The following is an 18,622-nucleotide window of genomic DNA, read 5'->3' as shown; positions in this document are numbered from 1 at the left end:
TTTTTGTCTATGGATGATTATCAGTTGCTTACCCGTAAGGTTGTTGAATTAAGCAAAAACATTGGTCAATTTCTTTTAAAAGAAATTAAAATACTTAAGCAAAGCGATGTAGAGGAAAAGGGCCTTCATAACCTCGTTACTCACGTTGATAAAGAAGCAGAAAAACAGATAGTTGAAGCTCTAAGTAAACTACTTCCTGATTCCGGCTTTATTGCCGAAGAAGGAACAAGTACTAAAGTTGGAGAAACTTACAATTGGATTGTTGATCCGCTTGATGGGACAACAAACTTCATCCACGGGGTACCACTTTATTCCGTTAGTATCGCTCTCAAAAAAAATAACGAATTAATTTTAGGCGTAATCTACGAACCTAATCTCGACGAATGTTTTTATACTTGGAAAGGAGCTCCCTCCTATCTCAACGGAAAAGAGATTCACGTATCCTCAATTACAAATGTCGACCATTCACTATTCGCTACAGGTTTTCCTTATCAGGATTATGGTAAACTCGATAACTTTATGCGATTTTTTGTCTATTTAATGAGAAACAGTCGTGGAGTCAGACGTTTAGGCTCTGCTGCTGTTGATTTAGCCTATGTTGCTTGTGGGCGCTACGAAGGCTTTTACGAATATGGACTAAACTCTTGGGATATTGCAGCCGGCATTATTTTGGTTAAAAATGCAGGAGGAGAAGTCTTTGATTTTTCAGGTAAAGAAGATTATCTTTTTGGAGAAGAAATTGTTGCAGTAAACAAAAATATCTCAGAAGAATTTCTAATTCAGATAAAAAATCACTTTTAATACAATTAACATAACTCAAACTATACTAAGTATTATTCACTATCTTTGATAAAGTATAAGTATGAAACACTCAAAAAAAGATAAAAGACTAAAAGAATCACCATTACGAAGTCTTTTAAAAGCAATAAGTTGGAGGATAATAGCTTCGTTTACAACTTTTATAATAACATTCGTTATTTTTAGAAGTCTGACAGACAAGTCGATGAACGAAACCTTACAAACTGCCGGAGCGATAACGGGAATAGATTTTTTTGCTAAGTTGATTATTTATTATTTGCACGAACGTATGTGGACAAATATAGATTGGGGTAAAAGTTGGAAACGAAAAGCTTGGAAACGAAGATATCGCGAAGCACATAAAAAGTTGAATACCAAAACCGCTTAAACCAATAATATGAAATCAAAATATATATTTTTACTCTTTGTTATTTTAGAATTTTCAGGATATTATGCAGCTGGTCAAAATACCGACTCTACCACTGTTAACAATAAAAACAAAATAATATATCAATTTGATATTCAGGAAGAAATAGCAGCTCCCGTTTGGCATAAAACACAAAAAGCATTTAAGGAAGCAAAAGCTTTAAATGCCGGACTAATCATCATCAATATGAATACCTACGGCGGACAAGTAGATGCTGCCGACTCCATACGTACCCGAATTTTAAATTGTGATATTCCTGTTTACGTACTCATTAACAACAATGCAGCTTCGGCAGGAGCTTTAATTTCCATCGCCTGCGATAGTATTTATATGGTTCCCGGATCAAATATTGGTGCTGCTACAGTAGTAAACCAAACAGGACAAGCAATGCCCGACAAATACCAATCGTATATGCGAAGCATGATGCGTTCTACTGCCGAAGCAAATGGTCGAGATCCACAAATAGCACAAGCAATGGTAGATCCCCGTATTGTTATTCCCGGGCTTATCGATTCTACAATGGTTCTCACTTTCACACCCTCCGAAGCTATAGAAAATGGCTTTTGCGAAGCTGAAATAAAAAACATTACAGATCTTTTACAATATCTAAAAATCGAAAACTATCAAGTTAAAAAACAAGAACTAAAAGCAACAGATAAGATTATTCGCTTTTTAATTAACCCTATGGTCAGTAGTATTTTAATTATGATGATAGTTGGAGGAATTTATTTCGAACTTCAATCTCCCGGCATTGGATTTCCTTTTGCTGCCGCAATCTTAGGAGCAATATTATATTTTGCACCTCACTATATTGAAGGTTTAGCAGAACATTGGGAAATTGCTGTTTTCATAGCTGGTGTTATTCTGCTTGCCATCGAGATTTTTGTTATTCCGGGTTTCGGAATTAGCGGGATTACGGGAATACTGTTTATTATTGGCTCCTTGGCACTTGCAACTGTACGTAATGTTGGTTTTCATTTTGAAATACCTGATATCACTAAATTAGTTTATTCTTTGCTTTATGTTAGTCTTGCTTCGCTTTTGGGCTTGATAATTTCTTACTACCTAACGAGTAAATTATTTGGCAATGAGCATTTTAGCTCATTAAGCTTAATGAGCGTTCAAAAAAAAGAAGACGGCTTTAGTATAAAAGATTCATCTTATGCAAACTTATTAGGTTCTAAAGGAATTGCACAAACGGTTTTAAGACCTTCGGGAAAAATAAAAATAGAAAATACGTACTACGATGCTGTTGCTAAGATAGGCTATATTGAAAAAGGAGAAAAAATAGAAGTTGTAGGCTATGAAAATGCACAACTTATAGTAATGAAACAAATATGATTAAAAAAATGATGAAAATATTCTCCTCTTCAAGCATAATAATATTATCAATAGTTATTTTTTTAACATCCTGTAAATCACAAGACAGCTCCAAAAAATCTTTAAACGGTAAAACTATTCTTGTTACTGCTCCCTCCAATTATGCTCTTCGTTTTGCAAATATTATTGAAGAAGCCGGAGGAAAAGCGGTTCTGTTACCAAGTGTAGAAACAATAATAAATCCCAACACCCATGATGTCGATAGTATTTGGCAGCATTCTAAAAATATCGATTGGGTAATTTTACCAAGTCGTAAAGCTATGGATGCTTTCTTTTACAAATCAAATCGAGATACAATATTCTCAAATAATATTTCTGAACTAAAATTCTGCGCTATTGGAAATGACATTCATTATCTAAAAGAAAAATACAATATCATTGCCGCCATTGAACCAATAGAATCAGGTCCTAATGGTATTGTAGATGCATTAAGAAAATTACCAAATATTCAGGGGAAAAATATTGTAGTTGTTGCCCCATTGGTTATCGGGCTTACAGAACCCAACGTTATCCCCAACTTTATTCGAAATCTCAAAGGACTAAAAGCAAACGTAACAAAAGCAGAAGGATATATCACTCAATTATCCGATTCTCTAAACTTTTTAAGCGAAATAGAGTTACTTAAAAATGGAAAGATTGACATAATTGCATTTACGAGCACTGCCGAAATTGAAGCCTTAATAAAGCTTACGTCAACAGAACTTATTGACAAACAAACTGTTGTTTGCTTTGGACCTTATACTGGTAATAATGCCAAAAAATTAGGTTTACATCCGGAGTATATCGGAAAAAAATACAGCTCTTTTGAGGATTTTGTTTCCGGAATTTCGGATTACCTTAGAAAAAAGAAATAAGTATATATAAAACTTAATATAATGACCATTAAACTCATTCAGGCTGATATTACTAAATTGAAAGTCGATGCCATTGTAAATGCAGCTAATGCCAGTTTATTAGGTGGTGGTGGCGTAGATGGAGCTATTCATAAAGCTGCCGGAAAGGAATTATTAGAAGCTTGTAAAAAATTTAACGGTTGCAAAACAGGACTCGTTAAAATTACACCCGGCTTTTTGTTAAAAGCAAAACATATTATTCATGCTGTTGGCCCAATTTATGAGCTTCATCCGGTAGATATTGCCGAAAAGCTTCTAATTTCCGCCTATTGGGAAAGTTTACAACTCGCAGATACTGTTGAGTGTCAATCTATTGCTTTTCCAAATATTAGTACGGGAGTATATGGTTTTCCTAAAGAAAGAGCAGCTGAATTAGCTATACATACTGTAATAAGTTTCCAAAAATCAAATCCCAAAAATATTAATCATATTATTTTTTGTTGCTTTGAAGACGAAAACTTTAGAATTTATCAAAAATTATTAAACGTATAATTTTATTGATATGCTACGTTTGTCTATTTCTTTACTTATCAGCTTCTTTTTAGTTTTCTTGCAAAGCTTAAAAGCTCAAACTGTTGATAAAGATAATCAAGCTAAAAAAGAAATAGCACAAAAGAATTTCGATAGCTATAAAAAAACAGCTCTTATTTTCGATAAACAACTTAACGCTATTGACAGCACATACCAAGCTGCATCACAACAATATGAAAGCAGTCTAAATACCTTCAAAAAAGCAAAAAGAGCCTTTAAATACTTAGAAAGTAATTATAAAGCCGAATTACTACCTTATCAAAAAAAAGCCAAATCGAAGAACAGAAAAGAAGCAGTGGAAGCACGTCGTATGTTGCAAATAATTAAAACCCGGTTTCAAGACAATGGAACTAAAACTGCAAAAATTGCTAATGATGCTTCCAGGGAAATGCTTCGTGCACAAAAAATAATGGATAGAGCTGTTTCAAGAAGCGAATTGGTTATTCCTCGTTTAAAAAAAGCACTTGAACAAATGGATAAATGGGAACAAATTCTTCTTCAATTGGAAGAATATTAGCTTTCTAATTTTTACTATAAACGGAATATCTATATTTTTCTTAATTTTACTACTATTAAAGAAAGCATTTTTATGAAAAAATACATTCTCGCCCTTGATCAAGGAACAACAAGTTCTCGCGCAGTCATCTTTGATAAAAAAGGAAATATAGTTTCCATAGCACAAAAAGAATTCACACAATATTTTCCTAAACCCGGTTGGGTAGAACATGACCCAACAGAAATATGGTCGTCGCAGGTAGGCATACTAGCTGAAGCTACCACTAAAAAAGGTTTGAGTGCCGAGAATATTGCTGCTATCGGCATAACCAATCAACGTGAGACCGTTATTGTTTGGGATAAAAAAACCGGAGAAGCTGTTTATAATGCTATTGTTTGGCAAGATAAAAGAACTGCAAAATATTGTGATGAGCTAAAAGAATTGGGAAAAACCGATTTGATACGAAAAAAAACCGGCCTTGTAATTGATTCCTACTTTTCGGCAACTAAAGTAAAATGGATATTAGATAATGTAAAAGGCGTAAGAGCTCGTGCCGAAGCCGGCGAACTTGTTTTGGGCACTATTGACACTTGGTTGATCTGGAATCTGACCAAAGGAGAATTACACATAACCGATGTTACCAACGCCTCCAGAACACTCCTTTTTAACATCAATACCATGCAATGGGATGATGAATTATTAGAGCTATTTACTATTCCTAAAAGTATGCTCCCCACAGTAAAACAATCGAGTGAGATATATGGATATACCACAACGACTTTATTTGCTAGTAAAATTCCTATTTCAGGAATTGCCGGAGATCAACAAGCAGCGTTATTTGGTCAAATGTGCACCAAAGCCGGTATGGTAAAAAACACATACGGAACAGGGTGTTTTATGTTAATGAATATTGGAGAAAAGCCTTTACTATCAAAGAACCAACTACTTACAACAGTAGCATGGAAAATAAACGGCAAAACACATTATGCTTTTGAGGGAAGTATTTTTATTGGAGGAGCAGTTGTGCAATGGTTACGTGACAGTTTAAAAATTATTAAAACTTCCGACGAAGTAGAAAAACTGGCACGTTCTGTAGAAAGCTCAGAAGGAGTTTATTTTATCCCTGCCTTTGCGGGATTAGGAGCACCTCATTGGAATCAATACGCACAAGGAACAATATTTGGACTCACACGCGGAAGTACAGATGCTCACATTGCAAGAGCGGCATTAGAATCTATAGCTTATCAAACCATGGATGTGTTAAAAGCTATGGAAGCCGACTCCGGAATCCTAATTAAAGAACTTAGGGTTGACGGTGGAGCAACAGTTAATAATCTGCTAATGCAATTTCAATCTGATGTCTTAAACACTATTACGGTACGTCCAAAAATAATCGAGACAACAGTTATGGGAGCAGCATTTTTAGCCGGATTGGCTGTAGGTTTTTGGGATAATCTTGAAGAGATCCAAAAAATATGGCAAACAGACGTACGCTTCTCTCCCTCAAAAGAAAGAGATACATTTGAAACCGGAATAAAAAACTGGGAAAAAGCAATAAATACTTTACAATATTGGACAAAATAAAAACCAAATAATATGACTCCTTTTATAGCTGAAATTATTGGAACAGCACTACTTATTATTTTGGGAGGTGGTGTGGTAGCAAATGTGGTATTAAACAAAACTTTTGGAAATAAAAGCGGATGGATAGTTATAACAACGGGCTGGGCATTAGGTGTTTTTGTTGGAGTGGTGGTAGCCGGACCATATAGTGGTGCTCATATTAATCCTGCTGTTACGGTTGCATTAGCTATTGCAGATAAATTTTCGTGGAATCTAGTACCATCATATATTTCAGCACAATTTATTGGAGCAATGACAGGTTCATTTATAGTGTGGTTGATATATAAAGATCATTTTGACGCTACAGAAGATAAAGATTGTAAAAAAGCTGTTTTTTGTACAGCTCCTGCTATTCGAAATACGTTTCGTAACTTATTAAGTGAAATTGTTGGTACTTTCGTTTTATTAATCACCATTTTATATTTTACTGATGCCTCTATAACAACACAGAATACACCAATAGGATTAGGTTCTATTGGAGCGTTACCTGTTGCTTTTCTGGTTTGGAGTATAGGTCTATCTTTAGGAGGCACAACAGGTTATGCAATAAATCCGGCAAGAGATTTAGGCCCAAGAATAATGCATGCTATTTTACCCATAAAAGGCAAAAGCTCAAGCGACTGGACCTATGCATGGATTCCTTTCTTTGGACCGCTTTTGGGAGGAATATTTGCAGCTTTTTTATTCCTTCTTTTAGCTTAGCTTTGCAATCTGAAATACAAATAAACCCTTATGAATAATAACGATATACTACGCCGTATTCGATATACTTTTAATTTTAGCGATGCAAAAATGATAGATTTATTTGCTTTAGCCGACACAAAAGTAACACGTTCTGAAATAAGTAACTGGTTAAAAAAAGATGATGATCCCGACTTTCAGACAATTTATGACGTGCAATTTGCCACATTTTTAAATGGATTTATAAACGATAGACGTGGTAAAAGAGAGGGAGAACAAGCAAAGCCGGAAAAAAAATTAAATAATAATATTATTTTTAAAAAACTGAAAATTGCCTTAAACCTAAGAGATGACGACATACTAGAAATTCTTAAACTAGTTGATATGCGTGTTGGGAAACATGAATTAAGTGCTTTCTTTCGTAATCCTGCACAAAAGCAATACCGTAACTGTAAAGATCAGATTCTACGTAACTTTATTCACGGAATGCAGATAAAATATCATATTGAAGAAAAATAAATTAGTTAATTTCTAATAGCCTTAACTCCGCGTTTTAAGCTTATTTTCAACAGATTGTATTTTAGTTAAAATACGACCATCTTTATTTTTCTGAATATCCATATTTACAACCAAATACACTCTTTCGTGCTGCTTTAAAACATTATATGCTTCTTGAATTATTTGCAATGCCTGTTCCATTGTTTTGGTTTCAAAAACGGTTCCCATTGCATTTAAGTTATAATCAAAACCACTATTGATAATGGTCTTTAAAACTTCACTAACCTCTTTACTTACACTAGTCCCTTTATCCGTCGGGAAAATAGCAAAATTAACAAGTACTGACATCTACGCTATATCTTTATTTTAAACTGTAAAATACCCTTCTCCTCACCTTTTTCATCTATTGAATTAATCAAATTCATTTGATAGTTTTTAGAACGCCATGAATTAAGCTCTCTTAAACGATTAGATGTTAATTCAAATAATAAAATCTCATCCTGATTTGGTCGTTTTAAGAATGCTTGTTGTGGCACTAAAAATCCTATTCCATTATCTTCCAATTCTATAAGTAATTTATTCTCTTCTATCATAAATTGAATACTTATAGATCCTTTTGCTCCTTTTTTTTGTATACGAAATTCAATTGCATACTCCAAATAAGGATAAATCAAAAATGGCGGAATGCTAATTTGCTGTGGATCTATCTCATCACTTATAGAAATTTCATAATTTAAATCATTTCCAAAACGCAACTTTTGCAGTTGCATATAAGCCATTAAAAAACTCAACTCTTCATGTAGTGGAATAAGAGGATGAGTAGATAACTTTATAATATTTTGCATTAAATCAGCAAATATTTGAAGATAATGCTCTGCATTAACTATCTTACTTTTTAGTATTAAACCCTGAATTGCCGTTAAAGAATTAAAAATAAAATGAGCATTTAATTGTAAATATATCAGCTTTTGAGATAACAAACTGTTCTTTCTTTCGTTTTGTGATTTGATAAAGAAATACAAAGAAAAACCAAAAATCATCGCTAATAGCAAAGCCGCCCCAATAAATTGTATTAAAAGTATATGGTTCTTACTTGCAAGTTTATACACTGCTAACTGGTTTTCAATTTCCACTTTATCCTCTTCATACTTAGAATTATCAAAATCAAATTGACCTGAAGCAAGTGCCTTATTCAATTCAAATGTATTTAAGCTATCACTTAATATCTGCCGATTTTCAAGAGCACTTAATCCATCAATATAATTATTCTTTCTTAAACAAATGGATTTTAAGATATCATAAGCCATTATCTTTTGTTTAAGAAATGGCGAATTATCGATCACTGAATTAACATACCTAAAAGCACTATCGTTTTCATTTTGAAGATAGAATAAGTCGGCTAATTTCAATTTTGCTTCAAAAATCAAAGATATATCGCCTAAATTTTCAGCTTGGATAATTGCTTGCTGTAAAAATAATTTTTGGGCAAATTCATTATGTTTTATAGCAAAAACCCTTGCTTTTTTAATGTATACAGAATATAAATACCTTCTATAATTTTTTTCTTGGAAAACATTTTCTGACTCATTTAAAAATTTTAATGCCAGCTCATAATTATGTACCGACAAATAATAGTCTGCCCAAGCTAATTTCAATTTTCCTAAATAAATTGATAAACTATCGCCTTTACATAGATTGTTTAAACGCTCTAAAGAATTATATTCTTCTTTTAAATTATTCAGTTGGTCATACAATAATACTTTTTGAAAAAGTAATGCAAATTCTTGTTCACTATTTAAATCCTTACCTTTTTTCAGACTTATGTCTATATAGTCTAATGCCTTAGAATAATTTCCTAACAATGAATAAATTTGTGCATACTGCATATTTACATCATAGGGAACAGATTGAGGATCAAGTTCGGCATATATTATCTCTGCTTTATTAACCTGAAGCACAGCATCAGAATAATTTTCGATATACCTCAAAGCAACAGCTTTAAGAATAAAAAGGTTAGCTCTATATTCAGGACTTGTATTTTTAATGCTTGAACTACTAACTAAACTCAATAAAGAATCGGCTTGACTGAACTTTCCTAAGCCGGAAAATATCTGAGCTTGTTTGAGCATCAACTCTTCTTTAAATCCAGGATAATCTTTTTCTAAAACTATAGAATAATCTAAGGCTTTATTTAAATCTTGATTTATTAAATCATCTATTTTCTTAAAGTATTCGGAAGAGCTTTGTTGTTGAGCATAGGTAAAAGATAAGCTATAGCCCAGAATAAAAGTAATGGCTATACACACTTTAAAAGAGGAAATACTTATAGTTCTATAAAGCATTAAAATTTAATTTTATAGTCTTTCAAAGATAAAAAAAGCTGAACTAAAATAATCTTTTATTTGATTGTTTAATATTAAATGTATTCAAAAATGAATTATTTGAGTCGATCTGTATATTTTTATCGATATTTCACAATTGTTTTACGTATTTTTGAAGACGAATCATAGTCGTGCTAAACGATTACGATTTATTTAATCAAAATCATTTTTATATTACAAAAAATTAATATTATGTCAGATAAAATATTCGACCACATTAAACCCGGAGTTCTTTTTGGTGAAGATATAGCAAAAGTTTTCAAAATAGCTAAAGCCAATCAATTTGCTTTACCTGCGGTTAATGTAACAGGTACAGATACTGTTAATGCTGTTTTAGAAAGTGCAAAAAAAGTAAACTCTCCGGTAATTATTCAATTATCTAACGGTGGAGCCTCATTTTATGCAGGAAAAGCTCTCCCAAACGACAAACAACAAGCCTCAATTGCAGGTGGTATTACAGCTGCGTTACATGTTCATGAATTGGCAGAAATTTACGGTGTTGCAGTAATTATGCATACCGACCATGCAGCCAAGAAATTATTACCTTGGATTGATGGTCTTTTAGATGCCGGAGAAAAATTTTATGAAAAAAACGGGAAACCTCTATTTTCATCACATATGCTCGACTTATCGGAAGAGCCAATAAAAGAAAATATTGAGATATCGAAGAAATACTTAGCTAGAATGGCTAAATTGGGGATGACTTTAGAAATAGAATTAGGTATCACCGGTGGAGAAGAAGATGGAGTAGATAATAGTGAGGTAGACAGTTCTAAGCTGTATACACAACCCGAAGAAGTTGCATATGCTTATGAAGAGCTTTTAAAAGTTAGTCCAAACTTTACCATTGCTGCTTCTTTTGGAAATGTACATGGAGTTTATAAACCAGGAAATGTAAAACTTACTCCTAAAATTTTAGATAACTCTCAAAAATATATCGAGAAAAAATTCAATACAGCCCCCCAACCCGTAAATTTTGTTTTTCATGGAGGTTCAGGGTCTAGTCAGGAGGATATTAGAGAAGCAATTTCTTATGGCGTTATAAAAATGAATATCGATACTGATACACAATGGGCATTTTGGGATGGTGTTCATGAATATTATAAAGAAAAGAAAGATTATCTACAATCTCAAATTGGTAATCCCGAAGGCGATGAAGTACCTAACAAAAAGTACTATGATCCAAGAAAGTGGCTTAGAGCCGGAGAAGAATCAATAATCAAGCGTCTTGAAGTTGCTTTTAATGATTTGAATGCTATCAACAGAAATTAAAATTGAACTCTAAGGTTTTATTTTTAATATCAATAAAAATTGTTATTTTTGGTATACTATAATTTCGCATATAATCTAAAACTAAAAAAATGAGTACAGAAACACCATTTAAGTACGATTGGTCTGATAAGACGATAATGGTTGTTGAAGATGTTAATCACAATTACAAATTTCTTCTTCACGCTATTAAACCTACAAAAGCAAAGGTTTTATGGGCAAAAAATGGCAAGGAAGCTTATGATGCTTGTAAAACGGATGTCCAAATAGATTTGATATTAATGGATATTAATATGCCAATTATGAATGGCTATAAAGCTATCCGTTTAATTAAGAATTTAAATAAAAATATTCCGATTATCACACAAACTGCTTATGCTTTTGCTGGAGAACGCGAAAAAAGTTTTGCTGCCGGAAGTGACGACTATATTTTAAAGCCAATCAGAACAAATGAATTGTTAAGTGTAATTTCTAAATACATTTAAAACATAACACTTTTATAATAAACAAGGGCGTGATAATAAATATCACGCCCTTGTTTATTTTTTTAATTTTAGCGAGACAAAGTTCGCATCAATTCTTTGGGAGGTACAGTAATAACCGGAATTGATGATTGATCTATGAGTTGTTCTGCAAAAGTCCCTTTCCAAAGATTTGAAACAACACCAATTTGAGTAGTCATAATAGAAACAATATCAGCATCAATCTCCTCGGCATACTTAATAGTTTCATTAACAACATCTTTAGTGTCTATTGATTTTACAATAAAATTAACATTATTGGCTTCTAAGTACTCAGCAGATTGACGAGTATAACGCTCTACATTATCTCTAACAGTCTGTACTGCAGAATGATAAATTGCCAACATATGAATCTCGGCACCAAATATTCTCGCCATACGAACTGTAAATGGAACTTTCTGACGGGTTTCCAGAGTATCATCAATTGGAATTAACACCTTCTTAATTTCGTTTGAAATTTTAGCTCCATCTCTAACAGTAATAACAGGAGTAGTAGATTTTTCAATTACTTCAAAAGCTAAAGAATGAGAGAATAACTTTAGTCCTATTTTCCCTTGAGTACCTAAAACAATTAGCTCTGCTCGCCAATTCTCTGCTTCGTCATTAATTACATCACATATTTTTTTACCTTCTCTAAAGCGATAGGAAAATTTATTAGCAGGGATTTTATCTGAATATTTTAGTATCAAACCTTTAAACCTTTCTTCAACCTCTTCCTTCAGCTTATCTTCCGGAGTTTTAAAAATAGGTTTCGACTTATCGTACTTATTTACAAAAACTAAAATAATATCAGATTTAGCTTTAGCTGCAATAATAACAGCCAATTTTAAAGCAGAAAGCGACTCATTTAAAAAATCGATACCAACAACTATTGCTCTCATAAAAAATAAATTTTGACCCCTTAATTGGGGTAAATATACTTAAAATTTAGTTACACTTTCAAAATTACCAAAAGAAATCATATCTTTTACCTCAAAGGCGTTGGGATATTTTCTCAGTATTTTCTTTAAAAAACCTACAGCCTCAATTTTTGTTCTAAAGTCTCCCACCCTGACACGATAATATGGTTCATTAAATGATATATACGCACTGTAACCGAGATAGTCTGATTCAAAAGCTTTCTTAACTTCTACGGCTTTCGACTTCGAATAATTTCCTGATTCAAAATAAATTTGTATTCGATAGCCGGGAATAGAACTATTAATTGCATTCAACTCCTTATGTAACATTATAAGTGAATCTAAACGCTGCTCCTTACTCAGAGGAGGGAATATATCTTTAAGAGATTCTGTTTGAGCACTTACAGATAGCTGAAGAACTACACAAATAGTAAATAAAACGTATTTAGTTTTTTGCATTAATTAAATAAACTTTCTGGTTTAACGCTTAAAATTGGTATTGAAGATAAATTTATTATCTTCTGACTATAATCTCCCATCAAGATACTTAAGTTAGCTTTTTCCTGATCTGTCATAATCACTATCATATCTCCCTTAACTTTTTCAGCATAATCAACTACAGTAACCGGCAAATTATTTGATTGCACAACATCAATTACAAAAGGAACGCTTTCTTTGCTTAAATATTTTCCGGATTCCATAACAACTCTATCAACTTTCTTTTTCAAAGAAACTAATGTCGTGGTATAAACTGATAATAAGTGAATTTCTGCTCCAAAAGCTTTGGCCATTTTAGCAGCCATTGGAATTTTTTTAATGGAGTCTATGGAATTATCGATAGGGACAATTATTCTTTCAATTGGTTTTCTAACATTATAATTATAACGAATACTAATTACAGGACAAGCAGCATAAGAAATAATTTTAAATGCATTACTTCCAATCCAAAACTCTTCGTAACCGGATATCCCATGCGTTCCCACTATTATTAATTCAGAATCAGATGTTTTAGCCTGTGAAGCCAGCTCTTGATAAACCTTACCCTTACGTAATTTTATTTTAAACTTACCTCCTTTTAGCAGATTCATCCTTTCTTTCACAATTCTCTGAAGCTCAATTTTAGCATCTCGGCGAAGCTCATTCTTACATAAACCGGCAGAAATTTCTTTGGTGCTCTGAGAATCGACCCAAACGAGTAAAATATCAGATTGAGTATTATTGGCTATTTTTATAGCATAATCTAAGGCGCGCATTGCACCTCTTGAAAAATCCATAGCAACTATAATATCTTTCATACGACCTGATTTTAATTCAACCAATACTCCTATCTTCAGTAATTAAGCTTCCTTAAAAGAGTTTAATAAAAAATTCTTTTGAAGTACAGAAACTAAACCGTATTACTTGCGCTAAGGTATATATTTTTTTCAAAAGCTTCCGACTTTATTAGGAAATAATCATTGTTTGAAAATTTTATAACGAAGTTTTTTTTTGTGAAATTAATATATTCGTGAGCCAAAATACTCTTGCTCAAGCCAAAATAAAATCTAAATAAGAGCTATGTCTTGCTATTTAAAAAAGAACATTAATAAAAACATTTACTAATAAGCCCCGAGCTTACACTAAAATAATGAATAAGACTAAATAGTCGAGGAAAAAAACGAAACAGATAAAGGTCTTTGTTTATAATAATCAAGCTATACATAACATAAAATATTCTTACATTTGTCGAAATTCAATAATATTTTAAAGCACAATTTATAATATCTCAAACAGCAATTTAAACTAAAGGGCTAAATGAACGAAAACTTAGATGCCAGCGGAGAATCTTTAGATGCTAAAGAAAAAGATGTTGAACAGTTGCTTCGACCGGGTCAGTTTATCAATTTTTCCGGTCAAGGAAAAGTAGTTGAGAACCTTAATATCTTTGTTAATGCGGCACGTAGAAGAGACGAAGCTATGGATCATGTTCTACTTCATGGACCTCCGGGTTTAGGAAAAACTACACTTTCTATTATTATTGCTAATGAGCTTGATGTTGGAATAAAAATTACTTCCGGTCCCGTTTTGGATAAACCTGGCGATTTAGCAGGTTTACTTACAAATCTCGAAGATCGTGATGTTTTGTTTATTGATGAGATACATCGTTTAAGTCCTGTAGTTGAAGAATATCTTTACTCAGCTATGGAGGACTATAAGATTGACATTATGATTGAATCCGGACCAAATGCCCGAACAGTACAAATTGAGCTTAACCAATTTACACTAATAGGTGCAACAACACGTTCCGGATTGCTCACCGCCCCTCTCCGATCAAGATTTGGCATAAATGCACGTTTACATTATTACGATGCAAAAACCCTAGAAAAAATAGTTACTCGATCGGCAGGAATTTTAAAAGTGCCCATACATATTGAAGCTGCAAATGAAATTGCTCGTCGTAGCCGAGGAACTCCCAGAATTGCAAACCTCTTACTCCGACGCGTACGCGATTTTGCCGAAATAAAAGGCGATGGAAAAATTGATTTGAAAATTGCACAATATGCCCTAAACGCATTAAATGTTGATAAATTCGGCTTAGACGAAATGGATAACCGTATCTTATCAACTATGATTGATAAGTTCAAAGGAGGTCCGGTAGGAATTAGCACTATTGCAACGGCAGTAGGTGAAGATACAGGAACTATAGAAGAAGTTTACGAGCCTTTTCTAATCCAAGAGGGTTTTATAATGAGAACTCCACGTGGAAGAGAAGTTACAGATGCTGCTTACCGTCATCTTGGAAAATTCCGTTCTGCCAGTCAATCGGGACTTTTCGATTAATTAACATCTCTCCTTTTCCAATGTCTATGCCATTAAAAGTAAATATAAAATCGGCAAGCGAACTAAGTGCATTGATAAAATCTAAAGCAAAAGATTTAGGATTTACTGATTGTGGGATTTCGGCAGCAGATTTTTTAAAAGAGGAAGAAGATAATCTAAACCAATGGCTTGAAGAAGGGCGACATGGTTTAATGGGATATATGGAACGCAATAAAGAAAAGCGTCTCGATCCCCGATTATTAGTTCCGGGAGCTAAATCAGTTATTAGCGTTTTACAGAATTATTATCCCGAAAAACAATTAGAAACTAAAAATAACTACAAAATATCTAAATATGCTTACGGTAAAGATTATCACTATGTAATAAAGAAAAAACTAAATCTTTTGGCTGATTACATCAAACAGTATTATCCAAATATAATCTTTCGTGTTTTTGTTGATTCAGCACCGGTTTTAGATAGAGCATGGGCAAAAAAAAGTGGCTTAGGCTGGATAGGGAAAAACAGTTTGTTAATAAATAGAAAAGGAGGCTCTTTTTTCTTTATAGGCCATATAATTCTTGATTTAGAACTAAAGTATAATACAAACGAAATAAAAGATTATTGTGTTAACTGTACGCGCTGTATTGATGCCTGTCCGACTAATGCTATTTATGATAACAGAAAAGTGGATGCCAGAAAATGTTTATCTTATCAAACTATTGAATTTCCCAAACTTGCAAAGCGGAGTGATGCTGAACTGTACAATGATTGGATATTTGGATGTGATATTTGTCAGGATGTATGCCCTTGGAACAATAAATTTATTATACCACATTCAGAAGAAATGCTAAAACCAATTCCCGAGCTTATGAATTTACGAAAAGAGGATTGGGATACAATGACAGAAATGGAATTTGGTGAAATATTTCGTGGAAGTGCTTTAAAGCGAGCTAAATTCAGTGGGCTGAAAGAAACACTCTCCTGGATAAATAATAAATAATTACAGCTGATTATTTCTTACCTAAAAAGGCATCTATTTTCTTTAAAAGAACCGAAATGGAGATGGGTTTTGAAACATAATCATCGCAACCGGCAGCAATACTTTTTTCTCTATCTCCACCCAAAGCATATGCTGTTTGTGCAATTACAGGTAAATCAGGTTTTTTTGCTTTTATCTGTTTAACAACTTCATAGCCATTAAGCAAAGGCAAATTAATATCGAGCAATACCAAATCAATAGTATCATTATTCAATACAGTATCTATCGCATCTCTTCCATTTTCAACCCAAAGAACGTTCACTTTAGATTTCTTCAAAAGAAGACGTAAGAAATTGTAATTACTCATAATATCCTCGGCAATTAAAACATTCTTGCCTTCCCAAACATAATTGTTAATGTTAAAATCAGTATTGTTCATTTTTTTAATATTAATTTTCAATAGTAAAATAAAATGTTGATCCTTTGCCCACTTCTGATTCAACCCGAATTTCGCCACCCATAACATCAAGTAAGTGACGAACAATGGATAAACCCAGACCTAAACCATTATGTACAAGATTTTCATCATTTGTTGCTTGTTCAAAATTATCAAAGATAAGTTTAAGTTTCTCTTTCTCAATACCCACCCCTTGATCTTTTACATAAAATTCATACTTATAGTTACGTCGATTATATCCAAATTCGATTTTCCCTTCGTCAGAAAATTTATATGCATTATCAAGCAGTTTGGTAAAAATATGCTCTAGTTTTTTAATGTCTGTATTAATTTGATCTACGGAAGGATCGCCACTCTTAACATCTACCTTCATTAACAATTCGATGGCTTTATTTTCGTAACGCTTACTATCTTTAAACTTATCATACATATGCTTCAAAAATACATTCAATGAAAATTCCGTACGTTCTATTTTCAAATCGTGCTTTTCAAGTAAAGAAACATCTAATATATCCTCAACAATAGAAAGCAAATGTAATCCGCTACCAAGTATCTCTTCATTAAAATCATTTATATCTTCAGTATCCAGCCCCCCTATTTTTATCAATTCCGAAAAGCCAATAATAGCATTCAAAGGAGTACGTAATTCGTGGGATATAGTTGAAAGAAAGGCTGATTTCATACGATCAGAATCTTCGGCAATACTTTTAGATTTTAATATATTTTTTTCATATTCTTTATTTTGGGTAATATCAATACCTGAAAAAGCAAAGAAAGTAGGGTTATTCTTTTTATCCTTGATAAGAGTAGTATTCAAAAATAATGGAAGTAGTTGTTGATCTTTTTTAACGTGCCAGATTTCTTCGCTCTCAAAACCATCCTGCTTTAAAGTAAGCTCAGCCATTCTACTAAAATCATAAGGCGAATTTTCTGCACTTAGTAAATCAAAATTCTCGCCAAGAATTTCCTCAGTCTCATAACCATGAATTTTAGCAAAATATTTATTTAAATAAATAATACGTCCATCTAAATCAGTAATTGCCAATCCATAATTTGCTATATCGGCTATCAACTTAAAGCGTTCAATTTCTTCAAGATACTTTTTACGTTCTGTAATATCCCTTACAATACAAACAATATTAAGACCTCCACTAATCTCTACGGTTGCCATAGACATTTCAATAGGCAGGCTTCTTCCATCCATGTGAGTAGCAGAGAGTTCCACATTTTTACTGAGATGTTTATTTTCAATAACATCCTGAATAAGCTCTATACTTTGCTTATATTCATCATTCAAACTATCAGACGAAAAAAGCACTCGAATATTATGATTTATAATCTCTTCATCCTTATAGCCAAATACCCTAGTTGCTTCTAAGTTCCAGAAATTAATCTGACCATATTCATTAAACATAATAATAGCATCATTAGCCGATGAAGTTATAGCGCTTAATTTTATTTCATTCTCTTCAATCTTTTTTAACGACTTTTTATGCTTTTCTACTTCCTCTAATAATCCTTTAGTTCTGTCTACAACCAAACGTTCTAAATATTTCTGATAATTTTCTAATTCTTGATCGACCAGAATTTTTTTCTGTGTCATCTCAATAATTATCTCCAACTGAATAGCCTGAACAGGCTTTAGCAAATAGCCTATAGGCTCCACAGCTTTAGCTCTTTCCAACAAAGCCCTATCGGTTTGACCTGTTAAAAATAAAGTTGGGATTTCTTTTGTTTGACGAATAATTTCAACGGTTTCAATTCCATTTAGTTTTCCCGACAATTCAATATCCATTAAAATTAAATCCGGATTATTTTCAATAACATAGGCAATGGCTTCTTCTCCACTTGGCACAACTCCAACAACATTATGTCCCATCCCAATTAAATAATTCTGGAGTAGTTTTGAGCTAATAAGTTCATCTTCAACAATTAGTATATTAAATGTAGCCATAGTTTGCGAAGCTCTATATTTTATTCAAAAGTAGT

20 protein-coding genes are annotated in these 18,622 nt (G+C 32.8%); 13 read left to right on the top strand and 7 right to left on the bottom strand.

Going from position 1 to position 18,622, the window contains the following annotated elements:
• Positions 1-9: 9 nt before the first annotated feature.
• The 9 genes from J7K39_11470 (at position 10) to J7K39_11430 (ending at position 7,348) form a co-directional block, all read left to right on the top strand.
• The gene (locus J7K39_11470; protein MCD6180510.1) at positions 10-801 is read left to right on the top strand and encodes an inositol monophosphatase; all 792 of its coding nucleotides are present in this window, start codon (positions 10-12) and stop codon (positions 799-801) included.
• 61 nt (positions 802-862) lie between these two features.
• Positions 863-1,186 (top strand): DUF2061 domain-containing protein, encoded by a 324-nt coding sequence (locus J7K39_11465; protein ID MCD6180509.1) that lies wholly within the window; start codon positions 863-865, stop codon positions 1,184-1,186.
• Positions 1,187-1,195: 9 nt separating this feature from the next.
• Complete coding sequence (locus tag J7K39_11460; protein ID MCD6180508.1) at positions 1,196-2,566, top strand: nodulation protein NfeD; 1,371 nt, start codon at positions 1,196-1,198, stop codon at positions 2,564-2,566.
• Between the two features lie 8 nt (positions 2,567-2,574).
• The gene (locus tag J7K39_11455) at positions 2,575-3,459 is read left to right on the top strand and encodes a uroporphyrinogen-III synthase (GenBank protein ID MCD6180507.1); all 885 of its coding nucleotides are present in this window, start codon (positions 2,575-2,577) and stop codon (positions 3,457-3,459) included.
• A 21-nt stretch (positions 3,460-3,480) separates the two neighbouring features.
• A complete protein-coding gene (locus tag J7K39_11450; GenBank protein ID MCD6180506.1) occupies positions 3,481-3,990 on the top strand; it encodes an O-acetyl-ADP-ribose deacetylase in 510 nt (169 codons plus the stop codon).
• A 10-nt stretch (positions 3,991-4,000) separates the two neighbouring features.
• Positions 4,001-4,546: a hypothetical protein gene (locus tag J7K39_11445; GenBank protein ID MCD6180505.1), complete on the top strand. Its 546-nt coding sequence runs from the start codon at positions 4,001-4,003 to the stop codon at positions 4,544-4,546.
• A 72-nt stretch (positions 4,547-4,618) separates the two neighbouring features.
• Positions 4,619-6,109 carry a glycerol kinase GlpK gene (gene glpK, locus J7K39_11440; GenBank protein MCD6180504.1) on the top strand — a complete coding sequence of 497 codons (1,491 nt, stop codon included), beginning with the start codon at positions 4,619-4,621 and terminating at the stop codon, positions 6,107-6,109.
• Between the two features lie 12 nt (positions 6,110-6,121).
• On the top strand, positions 6,122-6,850 hold the full coding sequence (locus tag J7K39_11435) for an aquaporin family protein (protein ID MCD6180503.1): 729 nt from the start codon (positions 6,122-6,124) through the stop codon (positions 6,848-6,850).
• A gap of 30 nt (positions 6,851-6,880) precedes the next feature.
• Positions 6,881-7,348, top strand: coding sequence for a DUF1456 family protein (locus J7K39_11430; protein ID MCD6180502.1), 468 nt, complete (start codon positions 6,881-6,883; stop codon positions 7,346-7,348).
• A 21-nt stretch (positions 7,349-7,369) separates the two neighbouring features.
• On the opposite strand, the gene J7K39_11425 is transcribed toward J7K39_11430, so the two are convergent.
• Positions 7,370-7,675: a thiamine-binding protein gene (locus J7K39_11425; GenBank protein ID MCD6180501.1), complete on the bottom strand. Its 306-nt coding sequence runs from the start codon at positions 7,673-7,675 to the stop codon at positions 7,370-7,372.
• Between the two features lie 5 nt (positions 7,676-7,680).
• Positions 7,681-9,669, bottom strand: coding sequence for a histidine kinase (locus J7K39_11420; GenBank protein MCD6180500.1), 1,989 nt, complete (start codon positions 9,667-9,669; stop codon positions 7,681-7,683).
• 231 nt (positions 9,670-9,900) lie between these two features.
• Here J7K39_11420 and fbaA point away from each other — a divergent pair, with 231 nt between their 5' ends.
• The gene (gene fbaA, locus J7K39_11415; protein MCD6180499.1) at positions 9,901-10,980 is read left to right on the top strand and encodes a class II fructose-bisphosphate aldolase; all 1,080 of its coding nucleotides are present in this window, start codon (positions 9,901-9,903) and stop codon (positions 10,978-10,980) included.
• 89 nt (positions 10,981-11,069) lie between these two features.
• Entirely contained in the window at positions 11,070-11,462 is a 393-nt protein-coding gene (locus tag J7K39_11410) for a response regulator (protein ID MCD6180498.1), read from the top strand.
• 68 nt (positions 11,463-11,530) lie between these two features.
• Here J7K39_11410 and J7K39_11405 read toward each other — a convergent pair whose 3' ends face one another.
• Genes J7K39_11405 through J7K39_11395 form a run of 3 tightly spaced genes read right to left on the bottom strand, consistent with a single transcriptional unit; the run spans position 11,531 to position 13,692 of the window.
• Positions 11,531-12,379 carry a universal stress protein gene (locus J7K39_11405; protein ID MCD6180497.1) on the bottom strand — a complete coding sequence of 283 codons (849 nt, stop codon included), beginning with the start codon at positions 12,377-12,379 and terminating at the stop codon, positions 11,531-11,533.
• A gap of 39 nt (positions 12,380-12,418) precedes the next feature.
• A complete protein-coding gene (locus J7K39_11400) occupies positions 12,419-12,856 on the bottom strand; it encodes an SPOR domain-containing protein (GenBank protein MCD6180496.1) in 438 nt (145 codons plus the stop codon).
• Entirely contained in the window at positions 12,856-13,692 is an 837-nt protein-coding gene (locus J7K39_11395; protein MCD6180495.1) for a universal stress protein, read from the bottom strand. The genes J7K39_11400 and J7K39_11395 overlap by 1 nt, the downstream gene beginning before the upstream one ends.
• Positions 13,693-14,191: 499 nt before the next feature.
• Here J7K39_11395 and ruvB point away from each other — a divergent pair, with 499 nt between their 5' ends.
• Together ruvB and queG are read left to right on the top strand one after the other, a co-directional pair.
• Positions 14,192-15,217 carry a Holliday junction branch migration DNA helicase RuvB gene (ruvB, locus tag J7K39_11390; GenBank protein MCD6180494.1) on the top strand — a complete coding sequence of 342 codons (1,026 nt, stop codon included), beginning with the start codon at positions 14,192-14,194 and terminating at the stop codon, positions 15,215-15,217.
• Between the two features lie 20 nt (positions 15,218-15,237).
• Positions 15,238-16,197: a tRNA epoxyqueuosine(34) reductase QueG gene (queG, locus tag J7K39_11385; GenBank protein MCD6180493.1), complete on the top strand. Its 960-nt coding sequence runs from the start codon at positions 15,238-15,240 to the stop codon at positions 16,195-16,197.
• A 10-nt stretch (positions 16,198-16,207) separates the two neighbouring features.
• On the opposite strand, the gene J7K39_11380 is transcribed toward queG, so the two are convergent.
• Entirely contained in the window at positions 16,208-16,615 is a 408-nt protein-coding gene (locus J7K39_11380) for a response regulator (GenBank protein ID MCD6180492.1), read from the bottom strand.
• A gap of 10 nt (positions 16,616-16,625) precedes the next feature.
• Positions 16,626-18,587, bottom strand: a complete 1,962-nt coding sequence (locus J7K39_11375) for a PAS domain S-box protein (GenBank protein ID MCD6180491.1) — start codon at positions 18,585-18,587, stop codon at positions 16,626-16,628.
• Positions 18,588-18,622 lie beyond the last annotated feature (35 nt).

This window comes from Bacteroidales bacterium, assembly GCA_021157585.1.
In the GTDB taxonomy this organism is placed as follows: Bacteria; Bacteroidota; Bacteroidia; order Bacteroidales; family UBA12170; genus UBA12170.
This window is presented reverse-complemented; position numbering and strand designations above follow the sequence as displayed.